This is a genomic window from Domibacillus sp. DTU_2020_1001157_1_SI_ALB_TIR_016 (assembly GCF_032341995.1).
Lineage (GTDB): Bacteria > Bacillota > Bacilli > Bacillales > Domibacillaceae > Domibacillus > Domibacillus indicus_A.
Genome location: NZ_CP135439.1, coordinates 2,435,222 through 2,454,311, shown reverse-complemented (window position 1 = coordinate 2,454,311; position 19,090 = coordinate 2,435,222). Strand labels below are relative to the sequence as shown.

Genomic DNA, 19,090 nt, shown 5'->3' with positions numbered 1-19,090 from the left:
GAGTTGAGCGATTATACATTTCAAACCAAATTACTTCATAACAATCATAAATTCGATCCGAATACCGGCGCAGTCAGTGTGCCGATTCAGCATGCATCTACGTTTCATCAGTCTGACTTTGATTCATTCGGCCAGTATGATTACAGTCGGTCCGGCAATCCGACTCGTGAAACACTCGAAGCAGCAATTGCTGAATTGGAAGGCGGCGTGCGTGGTTTTGCTTTCGCTTCCGGGATGGCGGCTATCTCTACAGCGTTTATGCTTTTATCAAAAGGCGACCATGTAGTGGTGACAGATGACGTATACGGCGGCACGTTCCGAATGGTTACATCCGTGCTCACACGCTTTGGCATTGAACATACATTTGTCGATATGACAGATCTGGATGCTGTCGCTAAAGCTATTCAGCCGAATACAAAAGTGCTTTACATGGAAACGCCATCTAATCCGCTGCTCAAAGTAACCGATATTGAGGGCGTTGTGAAACTCGCTAAAGCGAATGGATGCCTGACATTCTTAGATAACACTTTTTTAACTCCTTATTTGCAGCGGCCCATTGAGCTTGGTGTAGATCTTGTTCTTCATAGTGCAACAAAATTTTTATCCGGGCACAGCGATGTGCTGGCCGGTCTCGCTGTAGCAAAAGATGAAGAATTAGCTGCTCAATTTTATGCTCTCCAAAACTCATTTGGAGCGGTGCTTGGCGTTCAGGACTGCTGGCTTGTGCTGAGAGGATTAAAAACATTATCAGTCCGGATGGAGCAGTCACAAAAAGGGGCAGCTGAAATTGCTCATTACCTCGCTTCTCATCAAAAAGTAAAGCATGTGTATTATCCAGGTCTTGCTGAGCACCCAGGCCATTCCGTTCACTTCCGCCAGGCAGCAGGCGGCGGCGCTGTGCTGTCATTTGAATTAGAAGATGCAGATGCGGTACGCCGTTTTACTGCCCGCGCAAAAATTCCAGTTTTTGCGGTTAGTCTTGGTGCGGTTGAATCCATTTTGTCATACCCGCCAAAAATGTCCCACGCTGCTATGCCGGATGCAGAACGGGACAAGCGTGGCATTCGAGACGGGTTGCTGCGGCTGTCGGTTGGACTGGAATCTCCAGATGATTTAATCCGAGATTTCGAACAGGCTTTTCAAGATTAATGCAAAAAAAAACGTCATCCTTTTAAAAAGGATGACGTTTTTTATTAAGCATGACGCATTTTTTTAAGGATAAAGCTTACAATGGCAACAAGGATGACAGCGCCGATTAAAGCTGGAATAATGGCCATTCCACCGATGGTTGGTCCCCAATCACCGAAGATTGCGCCGCCAATCCATGCGCCAATAATACCTGCAATAATGTTGCCGATGATTCCGCCTGGAATATCCTTACCTAGAATAAGTCCTGCTAACCAGCCGATGATTCCACCGACAATTAAGAAGATAATAAAGCCCATGATGTTTTCCTCCTGGTAAAGTTATTTGTAATGCTTTGATGGTTTATGTATTCCCGATATCAAATAGATCAAACCAAAAAAATGAATAAAAATTAATTGGCAATATTTTCTTAGTCAGGACAAAAGAAAAAGAAAGAGCAATTGCTCTTTCTTTAGTATTTCCGAATGGCAAAATCACATTCACCTTCGAGTGCTTTAATCAGCGGGCAGAACCCGCTCGCTTCATCAATTACACGCTGATCAAGCAGTTCATTAAACCGGCCTCCGTAAAATTTCACATGAAGCATAATGCTGAGACGGTGGCCGCCCCTCTCAGGGTCTTTCAACACATCAACCTGTGCAGCAACATCAGCAAACGTTTCATCTGCATGATCATCAATGCCCGCAGCCTGCTGCACAGCGTTTTGATAGCAGGCGGCAATAGAAGCACCAAATAACTCAAGGTAGTTTGTCCGCAGCTGTCCTTGGCCGCCTAATATGGATGGCGTGGTCAGCTCAAGATTCAGCGGGCCATCCTCAGTCCAGACACTTCCTTCCCGTCCGCCTTTTGCATTGACGGTCACACTGTAGACCGGCTCCATTAAAGATCGCTCCTTTTCGGGTTAGATTTCGTTTCTTCTATCATTTCCCCGTGAAAAGAAGCGGACAAACCATTACAAAAGCATACCGGCAATTGCAGCACTAAGCAGGGAAGCAAGAGCGCCTGCTATAACTGCTTTCAAGCCGAGGCGGGCAATATCAGCACGGCGGGACGGCGCTAAATTGCCGAGGCCGCCAATTAAAATAGCCATTGAAGATATATTGGCAAACCCGCAAAGAGCGAAGCTGATAATCGCGACTGTTTTTGGAGTCAAGCTGTCAATTTGCGGCCCAAAGCTGGAATAAGCAACAAACTCATTTAAAACCAGCTTTTGTCCAATAAAGCTGCCAGCTGTGACAGCTTCATGCCACGGAACACCGATCGCAAATGCAATAGGCGCGAAAAAGTAACCGAGAATCATTTCAAGTGAAAGGCCGTTCAAGCCGAACCAGCTGCCAACCCATCCGAGCAGGCCGTTAAGCAAGGCAATAATGGCAATAAACGCCAGCAGCATAGCGCCAATATTCAAAGCCAGCTGAAGACCGACGCTGGCTCCTTTAGCAGCTGCATCAATCACATTTACCGCATCTTCATCTGATTCCATTTTAAATTCTTTTGGTTCAGGCACATCAGACGTTTCCGGAACGAACAGTTTTGCCATGACAAGTCCTGCTGGGGCAGCCATAAAGCTTGCGGCAAGCAGGTATTCAAGAGGCACGCCAAGAAGGGAATAACCAATCAAAACAGAGCCTGAAACCGATGCAAGCCCGCCTGTCATAACCGCAAACAATTCTGATTCCGTCATTTTCTGAATATAAGGTCTTACCACAAGCGGCGCTTCTGTCTGACCAACAAAAATATTAGCGGCAGCCGACATGGATTCTGCTTTTCGGGTGCCAAGAAGAGACGAAAGAAACCCGCCAATGATTTTAATGAAAAACTGCATAATGTTTAAATAGTACAAAACAGAAATCAACGCTGAGAAAAAGATGACCATTGGAAGAACATTTAAGGCAAATACAGACGTGATGCCAGACTGTTCTGTATACAATCCGCCAAATAAAAAGTTAATTCCATCATTTGCATAGCCGGTAATGGCATTGACGATTTCAGTCAGCTTGAGCATCATTCTTTGCCCAAAACTCCATTTTAATACAATAAATGCAAAAGCAAGCTGGAAAGCAAGCCCGCCCAGCACAGTTCGCCAGTTGATACGCTTTCGATCGGTTGAGAAAAGAAACCCGATCCCTAATACGGTAAAAATTCCAAATAGTCCCCAGAGGAACGACATTTTAAACACTCCTTGAATTTTCTTTACACATCCACATCTGACTAGTTTATAATTAACAGCGTTGGCGATTCAACTGTTTGGAAAAAGACGCAACATTAAAATAATACTTACTTATATAGCTTATCTGATTTAACAGAATATAAATGTGTAAGGAAAGAAAGGAAGAACAGAATGGCATCATTTAAAGAAGATGTATTATCAAGACGAACGTTTGCAATTATCTCTCACCCGGATGCCGGGAAAACGACAATGACAGAGAAGTTGCTCCTATTCGGCGGTGCAATCCGTGACGCCGGAACGGTAAAAGGAAAGAAAACAGGCAAATTTGCTACATCTGACTGGATGGAAATCGAAAAGCAGCGGGGAATTTCCGTAACCTCTTCTGTTATGCAGTTTGCTTACGAAGGGTACAATGTAAACATTTTGGATACACCGGGTCACCAGGATTTCTCGGAAGACACGTACCGGACGCTGATGGCGGTTGACAGTGCCGTAATGATTGTCGATGCGGCAAAGGGGATTGAAGCCCAGACACTCAAATTATTTAAAGTATGCCGCATGCGCGGTATTCCGATTTTTACGTTCATTAATAAATTGGACCGCCAGGGGAAAATGCCGCTTGAACTGCTGGAGGAGCTTGAAGAGGTGCTCGGCATTCAGTCTTATCCTATGAACTGGCCGATTGGCATGGGGAAAGAGTTTTTTGGCATTTATGACCGTTATAACAAGCGGGTTGAGCAATTCCGTACAGAAGAAGCGGATCGTTTTTTGCCGCTTGATGAAGAGGGGCATATTGCGGTCGACCATCCTATTAAAGAATCTTCTCTTTACACAGAAGCGATGGATGATATTTTACTGCTTGAAGAAGCAGGCAATGAGTTTTCGCGGGAAAAAATTAATTCAGGTGAATTATCACCCGTCTTTTTCGGCAGCGCACTCACAAACTTTGGCGTACAGACCTTTTTAGAAACGTATCTCCAGTTTGCGCCGCCGCCACAGCCGCGCAACGCTGATGCAGGTGAAATTGACCCGCTGAACGAACAATTTTCCGGCTTTATTTTTAAAATCCAGGCGAATATGAACCCGGCTCACCGTGACCGGATTGCTTTTCTGCGTATTTGCTCCGGCAAGTTTGAGCGCGGCATGGCGGTTACACTTGCCCGGACAGGAAAAACAACAAAGGTGTCCCAATCCACACAATTTTTAGCGGACGACCGCAGTACGGTCAATGAAGCGGTTAGTGGGGACATCATCGGACTATACGATACAGGAACGTACCAAATTGGCGATACCCTTACAGGCGGCAAGCCTATTTTCCAATTTGAAAAGCTGCCTCAGTTTACTCCGGAGCTGTTTGTAAAAGTAGCAGCGAAAAATGTGATGAAGCAAAAAAGCTTCCATAAAGGAATCGAGCAGCTTGTACAGGAAGGCGCCATTCAAATGTATAAAACGGTCCGTACAGAAGAGTATATTCTCGGGGCTGTCGGGCAGCTCCAGTTTGAAGTATTTGAGCACCGGATGATCGGCGAATACAATTCAGAAGTGCGCATGGAGCCAATCGGCCAAAAAATTGCCCGCTGGATTGAAAACGAAGAGGATATTACCGATGCCATGTCGTCTTCGCGCAGCACGCTTGTGCGCGACCGTCACGGCAAGCTTGTTTTCTTGTTTGAAAATGACTTTGCGCTCCGCTGGTTCCAGGATAAGCATCCAAATATCCGTTTGTATAACTTAATTGGGTAAAAAAAAGCCTCGTCTATCGAGGCTTTTTTTATTTTAACGTGTTCGATTTGGTCAGAAAGCCATTCATTCGGTATAGTGAAAGAATAGCAATTCCGTAAAAAGGAGGAAATGGATTGAAGATAAGCAAGTTTTCGATTGAACGGCCGGTATTCACGATGGTTATTATGTTTTTAGTCATTATTCTTGGGATCGTTTCACTTTTGCGCATTCCGCTTAAGCTGATTCCGGATTTAAATCCGCCCATCGCGGTTGTTGTGACAACCTATGAAGGAGCGGGTCCGACGGAAGTCTCCGAAAAAGTGACAAGGCCGCTTGAACGAAGCCTGTCAACGCTTCCGGGAATTGAAAATATCTCTTCCACTTCTCGGGAAGGTTCCAATTTTATTTTACTTGAATTTTCCTGGAGTACGAATATTGACGATGTCCAAAACGATGTACTACAGCGGATCGGTCAAACGCCGATGCCGGAAGGAGCGGGGGAACCTCAGTTTCTAAAGTTTGATCCATCGCAGTTTCCAATTATTCAGCTATCTCTTCAGTCAGACGGAAAAGCGGATTTGAAGGGATTGACGGAAACACTGCAGACGGATTTGTCTGCTGTAGAAGGGGTCGCGAATGTGTCTGTAACAGGGCTTACAGCAGATGAGGTAATAGTCGGTTTAGACGAGGAAAAAATGAAACAATATGGCATTGATCAGTCAACAGTCGTTCAGCTGATTGGAGCAAATAACGTCTCACTGCCCGGAAGTACTGTGGAGGCGGATAATAAAACATTGACGACACGTGTTATCAGCCAGATTACCTCTTTAGACGATATCAAAAACTTGACTGTATCAGTCAATCCGCTCACTGGAGAAAAAGTAACCATTGCCGACGTAGCCTCCGTTGAAAAAAAACCGCTTAATGAGAATACAATCACACGGGCTAATGAAAAACCGGCTGTGCTGCTAAATGTTTTGCAGGAGTCAAACGCAAATACCGCTGAGGTGTCTGAAGGGTTCCAGGAAAAACTGGATGAGCTGCTGGCAAGGGATGAGTACAAAGGAATTAAAGCAGACATTTTATCAGATCAAGGAGATTATATTCGCCTGGCCATCGGTAATATCGCAAATTCTCTCTTTGTAGGCGGCGCTCTTGCGATGGCGGCATTATTCTTTTTCTTGAGGAATGTAAGAAGCCCGTTGATTATTGGCGTGGCCATTCCTTATTCCGTGATCGTGACGTTTGTTCTTATGTTTCTGGCAGGGTTTGATTTAAACATTATGACGCTCGGCGCACTCGCTCTTGGGATTGGGATGCTTGTCGATAATGCGATTGTCGTCATTGAAAATATCTATCGTCACCTCTCAATGGGAAAGGATCCGAAAACGGCTGCTTATGATGGCACAAACGAAGTAGGCGTAGCGATCACTGCTTCTACGCTGACAACGGTCGCGGTGTTTTTGCCCATTATTTTTATCTCAGGTATTTTAGGACAAATTTTAAAAGAGTTTGCTTGGACCATTTCATTCAGCTTGTTTGCTTCGCTTGTTGTAGCGGTTACCGTCATTCCTATGATGGCCAGCCGATTTTTGACCGCACTTCCGCCGGGTGTAGAAGAAAAGCGCCAGCAGTCCCGCCCGCTTTTATTGCTTGAAAGGGGGGTCAGGTGGTCACTTGCACACCGCGCAACTGTTTTAACGATTGCATTTATTCTTTTTGCAGCCGGAGTATTCGGTTTAACAAAAGCTGGTACACAGTTTTTGCCTCCGACAGACGAAGGGTTTGTCACGGTTGAAGTAGAAACAGAAAATGGCACCTCATTCAAAGAAACAGAAAAAGTGGTACAGGCCGTTGAAGATGTTATGGCAGAAAAAGAAGATATTCAAGTTTATGTCAGCTTGATTGGCTCTACGCAGGAAAGCTCATTTGGTGGAACCAATTCGTCAAACGAAGCAGAAATGTATGTGAAAATGAAAGAAGACCGCGGCCGCTCTATTTTTGATTTTGTAGATGAAATAAAGCCCGAGGCAGAACAAGCTGCCAAGCGTATCAACAAAACGGCAGAGGTCACTTTCAACCTCCAGTCAGCGTCTGGAACCGCACCACAGACATTAACCTTTAACGTGCGGGACATTCATCCCGACCGGCTGAACAAAGCGATTGAACCTATTCAATCCGAAATTGAACGTATTGATGGTGTAACTGATGTACGGACGGACCGTGACGAAACCATTCAAGAGGTGCAGATGACGGTAAAACGGGAACAAGCACTTCAAGCGGGGCTCGCACCGGCGCAAGTAGCCCAGGTTGTGAACAGCGCAACCCGTGGTGTGTTTGCAACTCAATTGATTGAAGAAGGCTCATCAGAAGTAAAAACGGTTTACGTGCGCTATGACGAGAATGTAACGAAAAATATAAACGCTTTAAGAGATATGCAGGTGAAGACACCATCAGGAAACTTTGTTTCACTGGAAACCATTGCTGATATTCAGTTGGAAAACGGGCCTGTGTCCATTCGACGCATTAAAAGTCAGGATGCGGTGCAGTTTACAGTCACTTATTCGGCTTCACAAAATTTAGGTGATATTTCTTCAGCAGCAGATGAAAAAATCGCCGGCTTAAACCTGGCGGACAGCACGATCGTATCCTACAGCGGTGATCAGGAACTGCTGGATAATTCAAAAGGTGATATTGTGACGGCAATGGTGCTGGCCATTATCCTTGTTTATATCGTGATGGCTGCCCAGTATGAATCCTTCAAGTATCCATTTGTGATTATGTTTACCGTTCCGCTTGCGGTGATTGGTGTGGCTTTGTCTCTTCTTTTAACAAACCTTCCAATCAGTGTGCCGGCTATTATCGGTATTTTGATCCTTGTCGGTATTGTGGTAACCAATGCGATTTTGATGGTGGATTACATTTTGCAGCAGAAAAAAGATGGATTGTCCGGTCATGAAGCCGTTGTTCAATCTGTTAAAGACAGAGTGCGACCGATCTTAATGACTGCTTTAACCGCCATTCTCGGGTTAATTCCCCTCGCATCTGGAATCGGAAGCGGGACGGAGATCAACCAGCCTATGAGTGTTGTTGTAATCGGCGGTTTGGTTTCTAGTACGTTTTTAACGCTTTTTGTTATTCCGGTTGTGTTTAGTTTTTTTGATCGGGGGACAAAAAAAGAAAAAAGTTTACAAACTAAAAAGAATTGAATATACTAATAGTGTGAAAAATAAATTTCTTTGACGAATAGTCGAAGGGGAGTAGCGTTAGGTGCAAACCTAAAGCAGCGTCGTCACTTCATGGATTTATCCATCGGCGCTGCTGGCATGAAGAAGACCACACATGCTTAGCGAGACCTTTGTCTGTAATTTTTATTACAGGCAAAGGTCTCGCTTTTTTTGTTTTCTTTATGCCCGCTTCCAAAAAAGATATTGGAAGGAGATGGGCAAATGGATACAGCTTTATTACTGGAGTATGCATGGGTACTCGGAGTCCTGATTATTTTGGAAGGGATTTTAGCAGCAGACAATGCTGTCGTCATGGCGGTTATGGTCAAACACCTGCCGAAAGAGGAGCAGAAAAAAGCACTGTTTTACGGATTGATGGGCGCTCTTGTTTTTCGTATTGCGGCACTGTTCCTTATTTCGTTTCTCGTACAAGTATGGCAGGTACAAGCGATTGGCGCTCTTTATCTGTTCTTTATCTGTGTCAGTCATTTGTACAAAAAGTGGAAAGAAGACAGAAAGATCGAAGGACATGGACTCGAAAAGGATTTGCGCGGCTCTTCTTTTTGGATGACGGTCTTAAAAGTAGAAGTGGCGGATATTGCATTTGCCATTGATTCGATGCTGGCGGCTGTAGCATTAGCCGTTACGCTTCCGGAAACAGGCTGGGGCCAGATTGGCGGCATTGATTCCGGGCAGTTTTTGGTGATGTTCCTTGGCGGATTTATCGGTGTGATTATTATGCGCTTTGCGGCTACCTGGTTTGTCCGTCTTCTGCAAAAATATCCAACACTCGAAACAGCTGCATTTTTAATTGTCGGCTGGGTCGGCGTGAAGCTGGCAGTCTTTACATTGTCTCACCCGTCCCTGGCAGTGCTGGATGAGCATTTTCCTGAATCAAAACCGTGGAAGCTCGTTTTCTGGGGTGTTCTCCTTGCAATTGCTGCAGGCGGTTATTTAGTTGCCCGCGCGAAGGGGCCTGAAGAAAGCAGTGAAAACGCCAGCGCTTAAAGCAAAAAACTTTAAAACACATCGAATGTCACAGTTCGATGTGTTTTTTTGTTTGAAAACTATGTTTTAGGCGTATAGATAGAGACGGATAAGAAAAAGGAGACACAGCTATGGATTTAAAATCAGGAAGTGTGTACTGGCCGGAAACATTGAGAGAAGCGCCGGTTTATTCATCTGTAAAAGAGGATATAGAGTGTGATGTTGTGATTATCGGTGCAGGTGTATCAGGCGCCTGTACCGCTTATGAATTAAGAAACACAGGCTTTGACGTCGTGCTCGTTGAAAAACGGACAGTGGCCGCGGGAAGCTCAAGCGCGAACACAGGATTACTGCAGTTTGCCAACGACCAGCTTTTGCATGAAGCGATCCGTTCATTTGGCAAAAGGCCAGCCGTTGATCATTATTGGCGCTGTTATGATGCGATCCGCTATCTTCAAAACGATATCGTCCCGTCGCTGCCGATTGATCCGGACCTGGTCATGCGCAGCAGTTTATTTTTCGCGAGCAGTGAAGAAGATATCGGCAAAATACAAACTGAATATGCTGCTTTAAAAGAAGCCGGGTTTGATGTTGACTATGTGGAAAGAGAGGAAATGAAAAAATGGGTTCCTTTCAGCCGGCCGGCCGCTATTATCGCAAAAGGCGATGCAGAGGTTAATCCATTCAAGCTCACACATGGACTTGTAAGGGCGGCTGCCGAAGAAGGGGTCCGTGTATTTGAGCAAACAGAAGTAAGTTTAAAAAAAGCGGATGAAGCCGGTGTCGTTCTGCGAACAGAGACCGGCCATTTACTTAAAGCGAAAAAAGCCATTTTTGCCCAGGGGTATGAAACGCAGGAAACGGTAAAGGACCCAAATGCAGTCGTTGAAAGCAGCTATGCGATTATAACGAACCCAGTAGAGGATTTATCGTTTTGGAAGGATGGCGTTATGATCTGGGAATCCAACCGCCCTTACTACTACGCCCGGACAACAGCAGACCGGCGCATTGTAATCGGCGGACTTGATGAACCGGCTTCAGAAGGAAGTGCGCGTGATCGAAAAATGCCGGCAAAGACGGAGAAGCTTATTGGAGAAGCTGAGGCATGGTTCCCGTCTTTAAAAGGAAAAATACGCGCGGAGTACAGCTGGAGCGGGTCGTTTGCCCATACGCAGGACGGGCAGCCCATCATCGGCCAGTACAGCCATGTGCCCAACAGTTTGTTCCTGCTTGGCTATGGCGGCAACGGAGTGGTGTACAGCTTGTTTCTATCCCGTCTGATCGCCCGGTTTTTAATGGGAAAAAGGGATGCGGCTTTTTCATTTTATTCAAAAGAGCGGGTTTATGAACCAAAGTAAAAAGCGGCAGGCCGGAAAGGCCTGCCGCTTTTGGTTTACATAGCTGCCGTTAAACGGGACGGAAAAAAGTAGGACGAAGAGCCGGCACCGTTTGGCTGGAAGTAAACAAGCAGCCAGCCGTCTTCTTGTACCCAGGCGCCGTTTCGTTTTTGCATTGTAACGGGCTCTAGGATCGTATGCTTATGCAGTTCTTTTTCGCGAAGCCCGAGAGATGCGAACGACTCACCGGCAAGAAGAGGATGGACGGCAAGCTGCTGATAGGTTGCTTTCCGCTGAGCAGACTCGTCTGTATTCCACCAAGGCTTACGCGGCTTAAAGCGCTGATTGGCTAAATAATCATACTTCATAATACTCTCCACATGAGCCGCGTCATTCGGATAAGCGGTCCGCACAAACGAATCCAGTCGTTTAAACAAATCCTCCAGCTGGTGGCCGATACGGCTCCAGCCGTTCGCTTCCCAAAATGTACCGAAATCCTGGAAAAAGTCAAACGGTGTTTCGGCGAGATGGCGTGTAATATAATCAATCGTCTCATCGGTCCGGTGATCGTTCCAGTACTTTTCAAGCACGTCTTCCGTGTGTTTAATACGAATCACTTCATCGAATGGAAGCACCCGGTTTGACAGCATTTCATACGGCGCTTGATCCATGTACTGATAGCCGTATTGAGGAGCGCTCAGACGCAGACCTGTTCCGCGAAGCAGCTTTAAGAAGCCAAGCTGCAGCTCTTCCGGCCGAAGGGCAAATACGTCATTAAACGTATTGCGGAATGAATCGTAATTTTCTTCCGGCAGGCCGGCGATCAAATCAAGATGCTGCTCAATTTTACCGCCTTCCTTTACCATCGTCACGGTTCGTACCAGTTTTTCCCAGTTTTGTTTTCGCTGAACGAGCTCGTTTACGCCGTCATTGGTCGACTGTACCCCGATTTCAAAGCGAAACAAACCGGCCGGGGCGTTCTCATTTAAAAATTGAATCACTTCCGGGCGCATAATGTCGCCTGTAATCTCGAATTGAAATACAGTGCCGGGCACATGCTCATCAATGAGAAACTGAAACATTTCCATTGCATAGCTGCGGCTGATATTAAATGTCCGATCAACAAATTTAATGGTTTTAGCCCCGTTTTTCATCAGAAAACGAATATCGTCTTTTATTTTCTCGCGGTCAAAATAGCGCACTCCGGTCTCAATAGACGATAAGCAGAATTGGCAGCGGAATGGACAGCCGCGGCTTGTTTCAATGTAGGTAATTCGCTTAGACAGCGAATCCAGGTCTTCTTCAAAGCGAAACGGGGAAGGCAGCTCGCGCAGGTCGATTTTATTCGTCTGGGGCTGAATATGCTGTTTGCCGTTTTCTTTGTAGGCAAGGCCGGGCACTTTGGAAAAGTCGCGCTCTCCCGACAGCTGATCGAGCAGCATACGGAACGTTTTTTCTCCTTCACCGATCGCAATAAAGTCGACATCTGTAAGCCGGTCCAGCCAGTATGGAACATCATAAGTCACTTCCGGACCGCCAAAGACAATCGTACACTCAGGCAGTACTTTTTTAATCATGCCGGCTACGCGGATCGTTTCTTCAATATTCCAGATGTAGCAGCTGAAGCCGATCACATCGGGTTTGTGGCTGTACAAGTCGGATACAATATTCATGGCAGGATCTTTGATCGTATACTCGGCCAGCCGGATATTATAGGCGTCCTCACAGTAAGATTTCAAGTAACGGATCGCTAAATTAGTATGGATATATTTTGCATTTAATGTGCAAACAGTAATATTCACGATTTATTCTCCTTTTTAATGAAAAAGCTAGGGCGTTTCAGCTCCAAAAATGGGCGGAACAGGGCGGCTGTCCATGGAGACGCCAGGGCAAATGTTAAAACAGCAGCCGTTCCAAACAAAACAAGCAGAGACGGCGGCAGTTCCAGTGTTTCTACACGCCGTGATGACTGAACAAAAAAACCATGCAGCAAGTACACGTATAATGTATTGCGTCCCCATGCGGTAAAGAAAAAGACTTTATGCGGCACGACGGAAAGAAAAAAAGCAATCATGACGATATTAACAGCATAAACAAACAATCGTAAAAGCAAACCATCTGTTCCGTCAGCGCCGAGCGCCGCGTACGATTGGGAGCCAAACAGCCACTCAATCTGCATCGTTGTATGCGTATAGCAGTATGCAAACAGCCCGGCTGCAAAAAGAAACAGCGGAATGCGTGACCGCATGCGGAACAACGGCTGGAACCATTCTTTTTTCGCGTAATAGCCCGCTAAAAAGAACGGGAAAAACACAAATGTCCGGCCGATGCTTAAAACAGTCAGTGATTCATTGACCAAGCCGATTCCAACACCGGCTGCTACCGAAAGGATAAGCGCAATAAACGGGTTTTTCAGCCATTTAACGGTGCCTAAAAGCAATACATGCCAAAGGAATAGGCTCATTAAAAACCAAAGCGACCATTCAGGAATCAGCAATCTTACGGAAAGAGCTTCTTCATGGTCGATCCAAAAATAAAAAACCGAATACACACATTGAAAAATAAGAAATGGAATCAGCAGCTTTTCGGCCGCTTTTTTAATATAGCCCGGCCGCTTTATGCTTTTGGCGAAAAAGCCGGAAATCAAAATAAAAGCTGGCATATGAAAAGAATAGATTACCATATAAAGAGCATAAAGGAACGGACTGGTGTGAATATATGGACGAAGAAGATGACCAAATACCACCAAAAAAATAAGAAAAAACCGAACGTTGTCAAAATAATTATCACGTTTTTTCAATAAGATCACCTGTTTAATAGAGTAAACACATGACGTTATTATACACGACCGAGAAAGGAAATCGACAAAAACCGCTGTGGAAATTATGGAAAATGGCAGATTCCTGCTTCCAAAAGGAAGCAAAAATGTGTAACGTATAAATGAAGAAATGAATAGACAGGCAGGGGAATAATAATGAAAGAAAGTGAAAAATCGTTAAAATTATTTATTGTGCTATCGCGCGCATATAAAGTGGTAAACGAGCAGGTCAATGGGTTTATTCAAAAGTCCGGCCTTAATCCGACAGAATTTGCCGTACTGGAACTGTTATATCATAAAGGGCCTCAGCCGCTTCAGCAAATCGGCGGGAAAATCCTGCTTGCAAGCGGCAGTATTACATATGTTGTGGATAAGCTTGAGAAAAAGCAGCTGCTAAAACGGGTAGCCTGCCCACACGACCGGCGCATTACCCATGCCGCTATCACGGAAGCAGGAACAGAACTGATTGAGCGCATTTTTCCAGTGCATGAGCAAAACATTCATGATCTTGTGAGTGTGCTGTCGGAAGAAGAAGTCGAACAGGCAACAGCTATTTTAAGAAAACTGGGGCTGTCTATTAAAAACTTGTCGTAACGCTTTTGCCGAATCTGAGTTTTATATGGTAAAATAACTCGGATTAAGGAAAGGAGCTTTATGAATGGCACTATGGAAAGACTGGCGCTTTATTCTCGGAGTGGCAGCGGCATACGTTCTTTTATATGTAACTTTCTTGGATAAAGATATTTTTTGGTATATTTACACAGCAGCTACTTTGTTTTTTATTAGTATTTCAATTATAAGCGAGCCGATCGATGATCAGCAGAATACAAACCGGTTTATGCTATACGGTATCTTGTCTGGGGTTGTTTTATACGCACTCTTTGCGGCTGGATATGCACTGCTGAAGCTGATGCCTGTATCGGCAGAGGGGCATGTTTCTTCTATCTATGCTTTATTCAGCCCCGTATTTATTTGGCATTATATCGTTCTTGTGCTGATTATCATTCCTGGAGAAGAATTGTTTTTTCGGGGATTTATCCAAAAGCGCCTCGGCCGCTATATGAACAAGTGGGCAGCTATGGTGACAGCGGCACTGTTTTACGCTTCTGTTTTTGTTTTTTCCGGTGAATGGCTTTGGATGATGGCAGCTCTTTGCGGCGGCTTGTTTTGGGGAAGCTTATATATATGGCGCAAAAGTATACCAATGCTCATTATTTCTCACTTAATCTTTGATTTGCTTTTTGTTGTTTTTTTGCCGCTTGCATAAAGTGCCTTTTTGGCACTTTATTTTTTTTGAAAAAGTACTTGAAAGTCAAAAAAGGTCAAAGTATAATAAATACATGGTCAGAGATGGTCAAAGTTGAACATAATAAATACTCGCAAAACCTTTTAGGCCAACTTGCACAGCAGTTCAAAAGCCAGAGGGAGCAGTTTTCTCTTGGAGAAGCTGAACTTGCTTTTGTTCTCCTTATGCTCGCTCGCGCTGTTTTCCTTAGGCACGTCATATTGAGCAGAAAAGTTGAAGGTCAAAAAAGGTCAGTTTATAATAGAATTATAGTCAAAGATGGTCAAAATTAAGAACAACGAAACTTTCAAACCTTTTTAAACGAACTTGCAATGAAGGGAAAAAGCAGAACAAGAATCCATTTCTTCTATGTAAGTTGAACTTTTCTTTAGTTGCAGCCATTTATGGTGAGCAGAAAAGTTGAAAGTCAAAAAAGGTCAAATTATAATAAAAGTATAGTCAAATATAGTCAAAGTCAAAATGAAGGGGATGACGTGGATGAAATGTCAAAAATGCCAGCAGCATCGTGCGAATGTGCAAATGAATGTCCGTGTCAATGGTCAATCAGCACAGTATCATTTATGTGATGCATGCTTTCAAAAAGAAAAACAAACTATGGGAGGAATGAACATGAATTTTGGATCATTCGGTTTTCCATTTGATGAGTTTATGAAAGGAATGCAATCACCAAATCCGCAGCAGGCAATGAAGCAGCAAGTACCGCCAGCTGGAGCGGGACGCGGAGGGATTCTCGATCAATTCGGACGCAATCTGTCCTCACTTGCCAAAGCCGGATTAATTGACCCGGTGATCGGCCGAGATAAAGAAGTCGCGCGTGTGATTGAAATTTTAAACAGAAGAAATAAAAACAACCCTGTTCTGATTGGGGAGCCTGGTGTTGGTAAAACGGCGATTGCAGAAGGGCTTGCTCTTTACATTGCAGAAGGACGAGTGCCGTCGAAATTGACAGGCAAAGAAGTATATGTGCTAGATGTTGCTTCCCTTGTTGCCGGTACAGGTGTGCGCGGGCAATTTGAAGAGCGTATGAAACAAATCATTGAAGAAGTAAAAACGCGGAAAAATCTCCTTCTTTTTATTGATGAAATTCATCAGCTGGTTGGAGCGGGGTCAGCAGAAGGCTCTATGGATGCCGGCAATATTTTAAAACCGGCCCTTGCCCGCGGTGAAATGCAATTGATTGGTGCAACAACATTAAAAGAATACCGTCAAATCGAAAAAGATGCAGCGCTTGAACGCCGCTTTCAGCCGGTGCAAGTCGCGGAACCAAACGTAGAAGAAACGATTCATATTTTAAAAGGTCTGCAGAAGCATTATGAAGACTTCCACCAGGTTACTTACACTGAAGAAGCGATTCAAGCGTGTGCCGCTCTGTCACACCGTTATATCCAGGACCGATTCCTGCCGGACAAAGCAATTGACCTTCTTGACGAAGCGGGTTCTAAGTTAAACTTGACCATTGACCCGTCTGATACAGCTTCTATTCAAGAACAGCTTTCCGAGGCAGCAAAGCGTAAAGAAGAAGCGCTGCAGAAGGAAGCATATGAAGAAGCAGCAAAATGGCGTGACGAAGAAACTGCGCTGGAACAAAAACTGGCTCAAGGCGGTACAGCGGCTGAGGCACCAATCGTCACAGCAGAAGTGATTCAATCATTAATTGCAAGCAAAACAGGCATTCCGGTTGGAAAGCTTCATCAAGATGAACAGCTTCAAATCAAACATCTTGAAGAAAATCTTGCCGGCAAGGTAATTGGGCAAAAAAGAGCCGTTCAAAAAGTGGCGAAAGCGATCCGTCGCAGCCGTGCCGGCTTAAAAGCGAAAAACCGACCAATTGGTTCATTCCTGTTTGTCGGACCAACAGGGGTTGGTAAAACAGAATTAACAAAAACATTGGCAGAAGAGTTATTCGGCTCTAAAGAAGCCCTTATTCGCCTGGACATGAGTGAGTTTATGGAGAAACACAGTGTGTCTAAACTGATTGGTTCTCCTCCGGGATATGTAGGATTTGAAGAAGCAGGTCAGTTAACAGAAAAAGTGCGCCGTAATCCATACAGCATTATTTTGCTTGATGAAATTGAAAAAGCACACCCTGATGTTCAGCATATGTTCCTGCAAATAATGGAAGATGGCAGATTAACAGACAGTCAGGGACGGACGGTAAGTTTCAAAGAGTGCGTTATTATTATGACAAGCAACGCTGGTGTCGGCAGAAAAAATATAACAGTCGGCTTTGACAAGCAGGCTCAAAAATCCGATGATTCTGTTCTTGACTCATTGTCTGATTTCTTCAAGCCGGAATTTCTAAACCGTTTCGACGCGATTATCGAGTTTGAAGCGCTTGGCAAAGAAGAGCTTATCCAGATTGTTGATTTGATGCTCGGCGACTTGAATGATATGCTTGCGGAGCAGCAAATGAAAATTGATGTGGATGCAGCAGTAAAAGAAAAGCTGGCTGAGATCGGCTTCAACCCTCAATTTGGGGCACGGCCGCTTCGCCGGGCAATTCAAAAGCATATTGAAGATGCAATCGCTGACTTTATGATCGATCATCCAAATGCTTCGCATTTAAAAGCAGTAGTTGAAAACGATCAAATTACGATTCAATCAGTGTAAATAAACAAAAGAGCGGATTCTAGAATCCGCTCTTTTTTTCATGCATGGACGATGATATAATTTTTATGGTTAACGACTGTTTTTTCTTCTAATTCGCGCTCATCGAAATCTTCCATTATTGTCAAATCAACAATGACGGAGTTTTCATTTACTTTTTCGACGATCCCGCGTAGGCCGTCTTTAAATTCAATAATGTTGCCGACTTCTGCTTTAGTCATCTGTTTCGCTCCTTTTCGACAATTGACGATACCATTTTCTCTCGTTTTCTTTTATAATGAAAACGTTAGCGAAAGGTATTAAAATAAATTTTGCCTTATTTTTTGAAAATAGTAAAGGATTTTACACGGTGTTGTGTTAATTTTTCGACTATTTTAATAGGAGGTGAGGAGCGTGACTGCAGAAGAAGCTGCGGGATATCTTGAAAGCCTTCGCAATGGAACTGTTGCACGTGTACACATTGAACGAAATGATTTTCTTTCGTTTCGGCAGGTGCTTATTCAACAGGCTGACTTTAAACATTTCCGAGGCATTGCCAAGCACGGTGGCCACACTGAATATGAATATATGGAAGCACCTCGAAGCTAAAGGAGTGGAAGCATGTTCAAGAACAAAACCGTTATCGTAACAGGCGGGGCAAATGGGATTGGCAGAGCAACAGCCTATGCTTTCGCCGCAAAAGGTGCCAATACAATTATTGTAGATATGAAAGAGGAAGGCCGGACAGTTGTTCAGGAATGGAAGCAATCCGGTTATAACGCGGCGTTTTATTGTGCGGATGTAGGAAATACAGACAAAATGGCAGAATTGTTTGCGCAGATTAACCAGGAATACGGCGGCATTGACATCTTAATTAACAATGCAGGAGTTTCTTCTTTTGGCTCTATCTGGGACATAAAGAAAACAGACTGGGACAAAATAATGACCACTAATGCAGCAAGCGTCCTGTTTTGTTCCCGCGAAGCCGCCCGCTATATGAAAAGCGGCAGCGCCATCGTAAATATGTGCTCAACTCGGCAAAGTATGTCAGAGCCTCATACAGAATTGTATGCAGCGTCAAAAGGAGCCATTTATTCGTTGACTCATGCGCTTTCCGTGACATTAGGTGAGAAGGGAATACGGGTAAACAGTATTAGTCCCGGCTGGATTGAAACAGGTGACTACACGAAGCTGCGGCCGGAAGATCATGGCCAGCATCCAGCAGGCCGGGTCGGCAGGCCGGAGGATGTAGCCAAAGCCTGTTTATATCTTACCGACCCAGAAAATACTTTCGTAACCGGAGAAAATTTGGTTATTGACGGTGGAATGACGCGCAAAATGATTTATGTTCATTAACGTTTCGACTTTTTCAATTGCTCTTTCGTGTACCTTTTAAGCGAGTCAATAATTTGGTTTTTCAATGCTTCGTTTCCGTCGCTTTGAACACCGTAGTGATATACACTGCCGGCTTGTCGCTGCCGAATTATTTTTCCTGGAAAAGAAATAAGCGTACCAGCCAGCTCAAAAGTAAAAACGAGAATCGGAGCGGCTGCTGGGTCAAGAGCCTCTTTTGAAGCCGCTTTTAATCCACTGGGGCTGATATCAAGGATAAAAGCATCAAACGATTGAACTTTTTTTCTTTCATCTGGACCGGTGGACTCGAATACTTCGCAAACCGCTGGAATTGATTCGGAAAAAGCATAGCGAAACGCTTCTTGTCTTTTATAATACATGCCAAAAACTCCTTACACTTGTCTATATTTGTCTATTTTAAAAGATAAAGGGAGAAGC

At 44.5% G+C, this 19,090-nt stretch carries 17 protein-coding genes and 1 riboswitch; of the genes, 10 read left to right on the top strand and 7 right to left on the bottom strand.

Features of this window, described 5'->3' with window-relative positions; all coding sequences use genetic code 11:
• Positions 1-3 precede the first annotated feature (3 nt).
• Positions 4-1,149 (top strand): cystathionine beta-lyase, encoded by a 1,146-nt coding sequence (metC, locus tag RRU94_RS20525; RefSeq protein WP_315692727.1) that lies wholly within the window; start codon positions 4-6, stop codon positions 1,147-1,149.
• Between the two features lie 44 nt (positions 1,150-1,193).
• On the opposite strand, the gene RRU94_RS20520 is transcribed toward metC, so the two are convergent.
• The 3 genes from RRU94_RS20520 to RRU94_RS20510 form a co-directional block, all read right to left on the bottom strand.
• Positions 1,194-1,445: a GlsB/YeaQ/YmgE family stress response membrane protein gene (locus RRU94_RS20520; RefSeq protein ID WP_315692725.1), complete on the bottom strand. Its 252-nt coding sequence runs from the start codon at positions 1,443-1,445 to the stop codon at positions 1,194-1,196.
• A gap of 152 nt (positions 1,446-1,597) precedes the next feature.
• Positions 1,598-2,026 carry an OsmC family protein gene (locus RRU94_RS20515; protein ID WP_315692724.1) on the bottom strand — a complete coding sequence of 143 codons (429 nt, stop codon included), beginning with the start codon at positions 2,024-2,026 and terminating at the stop codon, positions 1,598-1,600.
• A gap of 72 nt (positions 2,027-2,098) precedes the next feature.
• The gene (locus RRU94_RS20510) at positions 2,099-3,316 is read right to left on the bottom strand and encodes a NupC/NupG family nucleoside CNT transporter (protein WP_315692723.1); all 1,218 of its coding nucleotides are present in this window, start codon (positions 3,314-3,316) and stop codon (positions 2,099-2,101) included.
• Between the two features lie 171 nt (positions 3,317-3,487).
• On the opposite strand from RRU94_RS20510, the gene RRU94_RS20505 reads away from it, so the two are divergent.
• From RRU94_RS20505 to RRU94_RS20490, 4 genes are all read left to right on the top strand, one after another.
• Positions 3,488-5,059 (top strand): peptide chain release factor 3, encoded by a 1,572-nt coding sequence (locus RRU94_RS20505; RefSeq protein ID WP_315692722.1) that lies wholly within the window; start codon positions 3,488-3,490, stop codon positions 5,057-5,059.
• 113 nt (positions 5,060-5,172) lie between these two features.
• Positions 5,173-8,247 carry an efflux RND transporter permease subunit gene (locus RRU94_RS20500; protein ID WP_315692720.1) on the top strand — a complete coding sequence of 1,025 codons (3,075 nt, stop codon included), beginning with the start codon at positions 5,173-5,175 and terminating at the stop codon, positions 8,245-8,247.
• Between the two features lie 34 nt (positions 8,248-8,281).
• Positions 8,282-8,385: riboswitch (yybP-ykoY riboswitch) on the top strand.
• A gap of 102 nt (positions 8,386-8,487) precedes the next feature.
• The gene (locus RRU94_RS20495) at positions 8,488-9,273 is read left to right on the top strand and encodes a TerC family protein (RefSeq protein ID WP_315692718.1); all 786 of its coding nucleotides are present in this window, start codon (positions 8,488-8,490) and stop codon (positions 9,271-9,273) included.
• A gap of 110 nt (positions 9,274-9,383) precedes the next feature.
• Positions 9,384-10,610, top strand: a complete 1,227-nt coding sequence (locus tag RRU94_RS20490) for an NAD(P)/FAD-dependent oxidoreductase (protein ID WP_315692717.1) — start codon at positions 9,384-9,386, stop codon at positions 10,608-10,610.
• Between the two features lie 35 nt (positions 10,611-10,645).
• Here RRU94_RS20490 and RRU94_RS20485 read toward each other — a convergent pair whose 3' ends face one another.
• On the bottom strand, positions 10,646-12,391 hold the full coding sequence (locus tag RRU94_RS20485) for a B12-binding domain-containing radical SAM protein (RefSeq protein WP_315692716.1): 1,746 nt from the start codon (positions 12,389-12,391) through the stop codon (positions 10,646-10,648).
• Complete coding sequence (locus RRU94_RS20480) at positions 12,388-13,389, bottom strand: acyltransferase family protein (protein ID WP_315692715.1); 1,002 nt, start codon at positions 13,387-13,389, stop codon at positions 12,388-12,390. Before RRU94_RS20480 ends, RRU94_RS20485 begins: the two co-directional genes overlap by 4 nt.
• A gap of 174 nt (positions 13,390-13,563) precedes the next feature.
• Here RRU94_RS20480 and RRU94_RS20475 point away from each other — a divergent pair, with 174 nt between their 5' ends.
• The 3 genes from RRU94_RS20475 (at position 13,564) to RRU94_RS20465 (ending at position 17,323) form a co-directional block, all read left to right on the top strand.
• On the top strand, positions 13,564-14,001 hold the full coding sequence (locus tag RRU94_RS20475; protein ID WP_251270391.1) for a MarR family winged helix-turn-helix transcriptional regulator: 438 nt from the start codon (positions 13,564-13,566) through the stop codon (positions 13,999-14,001).
• 64 nt (positions 14,002-14,065) lie between these two features.
• Entirely contained in the window at positions 14,066-14,674 is a 609-nt protein-coding gene (locus tag RRU94_RS20470) for a CPBP family intramembrane glutamic endopeptidase (RefSeq protein WP_315692714.1), read from the top strand.
• Positions 14,675-15,190: 516 nt separating this feature from the next.
• The gene (locus tag RRU94_RS20465) at positions 15,191-17,323 is read left to right on the top strand and encodes an ATP-dependent Clp protease ATP-binding subunit (protein WP_315692713.1); all 2,133 of its coding nucleotides are present in this window, start codon (positions 15,191-15,193) and stop codon (positions 17,321-17,323) included.
• 38 nt (positions 17,324-17,361) lie between these two features.
• Here the strand turns inward: RRU94_RS20465 and RRU94_RS20460 are convergent, their stop codons facing one another.
• On the bottom strand, positions 17,362-17,541 hold the full coding sequence (locus RRU94_RS20460) for a YkvS family protein (RefSeq protein WP_069939554.1): 180 nt from the start codon (positions 17,539-17,541) through the stop codon (positions 17,362-17,364).
• A gap of 172 nt (positions 17,542-17,713) precedes the next feature.
• On the opposite strand from RRU94_RS20460, the gene RRU94_RS20455 reads away from it, so the two are divergent.
• Together RRU94_RS20455 and RRU94_RS20450 are read left to right on the top strand one after the other, a co-directional pair.
• Complete coding sequence (locus RRU94_RS20455; protein ID WP_251270388.1) at positions 17,714-17,908, top strand: hypothetical protein; 195 nt, start codon at positions 17,714-17,716, stop codon at positions 17,906-17,908.
• Positions 17,909-17,920: 12 nt separating this feature from the next.
• Positions 17,921-18,655 carry an SDR family NAD(P)-dependent oxidoreductase gene (locus RRU94_RS20450; protein ID WP_315692712.1) on the top strand — a complete coding sequence of 245 codons (735 nt, stop codon included), beginning with the start codon at positions 17,921-17,923 and terminating at the stop codon, positions 18,653-18,655.
• Here RRU94_RS20450 and RRU94_RS20445 read toward each other — a convergent pair.
• A complete protein-coding gene (locus RRU94_RS20445) occupies positions 18,652-19,032 on the bottom strand; it encodes a PilZ domain-containing protein (RefSeq protein ID WP_315692711.1) in 381 nt (126 codons plus the stop codon). The two genes, RRU94_RS20450 and RRU94_RS20445, sit on opposite strands and share 4 nt — an antisense overlap.
• Between the last annotated feature and the right edge of the window lie 58 nt (positions 19,033-19,090).

Bases quoted from the DNA above. Each gene is read 5' to 3' on its own strand.
- RRU94_RS20520 (WP_315692725.1), bottom strand. From the start codon at position 1,445: ATGGGCTTTATTATCTTCTTAATTGTCGGTGGAATCATCGGCTGGTTA.
- RRU94_RS20515 (WP_315692724.1), bottom strand. From the start codon at position 2,026: ATGGAGCCGGTCTACAGTGTGACCGTCAATGCAAAAGGCGGACGGGAA.
- RRU94_RS20510 (WP_315692723.1), bottom strand. From the start codon at position 3,316: ATGTCGTTCCTCTGGGGACTATTTGGAATTTTTACCGTATTAGGGATC.
- RRU94_RS20505 (WP_315692722.1), top strand. From the start codon at position 3,488: ATGGCATCATTTAAAGAAGATGTATTATCAAGACGAACGTTTGCAATT.
- RRU94_RS20495 (WP_315692718.1), top strand. From the start codon at position 8,488: ATGGATACAGCTTTATTACTGGAGTATGCATGGGTACTCGGAGTCCTG.
- RRU94_RS20490 (WP_315692717.1), top strand. From the start codon at position 9,384: ATGGATTTAAAATCAGGAAGTGTGTACTGGCCGGAAACATTGAGAGAA.
- RRU94_RS20475 (WP_251270391.1), top strand. From the start codon at position 13,564: ATGAAAGAAAGTGAAAAATCGTTAAAATTATTTATTGTGCTATCGCGC.
- RRU94_RS20470 (WP_315692714.1), top strand. From the start codon at position 14,066: ATGGCACTATGGAAAGACTGGCGCTTTATTCTCGGAGTGGCAGCGGCA.
- RRU94_RS20465 (WP_315692713.1), top strand. From the start codon at position 15,191: ATGAAATGTCAAAAATGCCAGCAGCATCGTGCGAATGTGCAAATGAAT.
- RRU94_RS20460 (WP_069939554.1), bottom strand. From the start codon at position 17,541: ATGACTAAAGCAGAAGTCGGCAACATTATTGAATTTAAAGACGGCCTA.
- RRU94_RS20450 (WP_315692712.1), top strand. From the start codon at position 17,921: ATGTTCAAGAACAAAACCGTTATCGTAACAGGCGGGGCAAATGGGATT.
- RRU94_RS20445 (WP_315692711.1), bottom strand. From the start codon at position 19,032: ATGTATTATAAAAGACAAGAAGCGTTTCGCTATGCTTTTTCCGAATCA.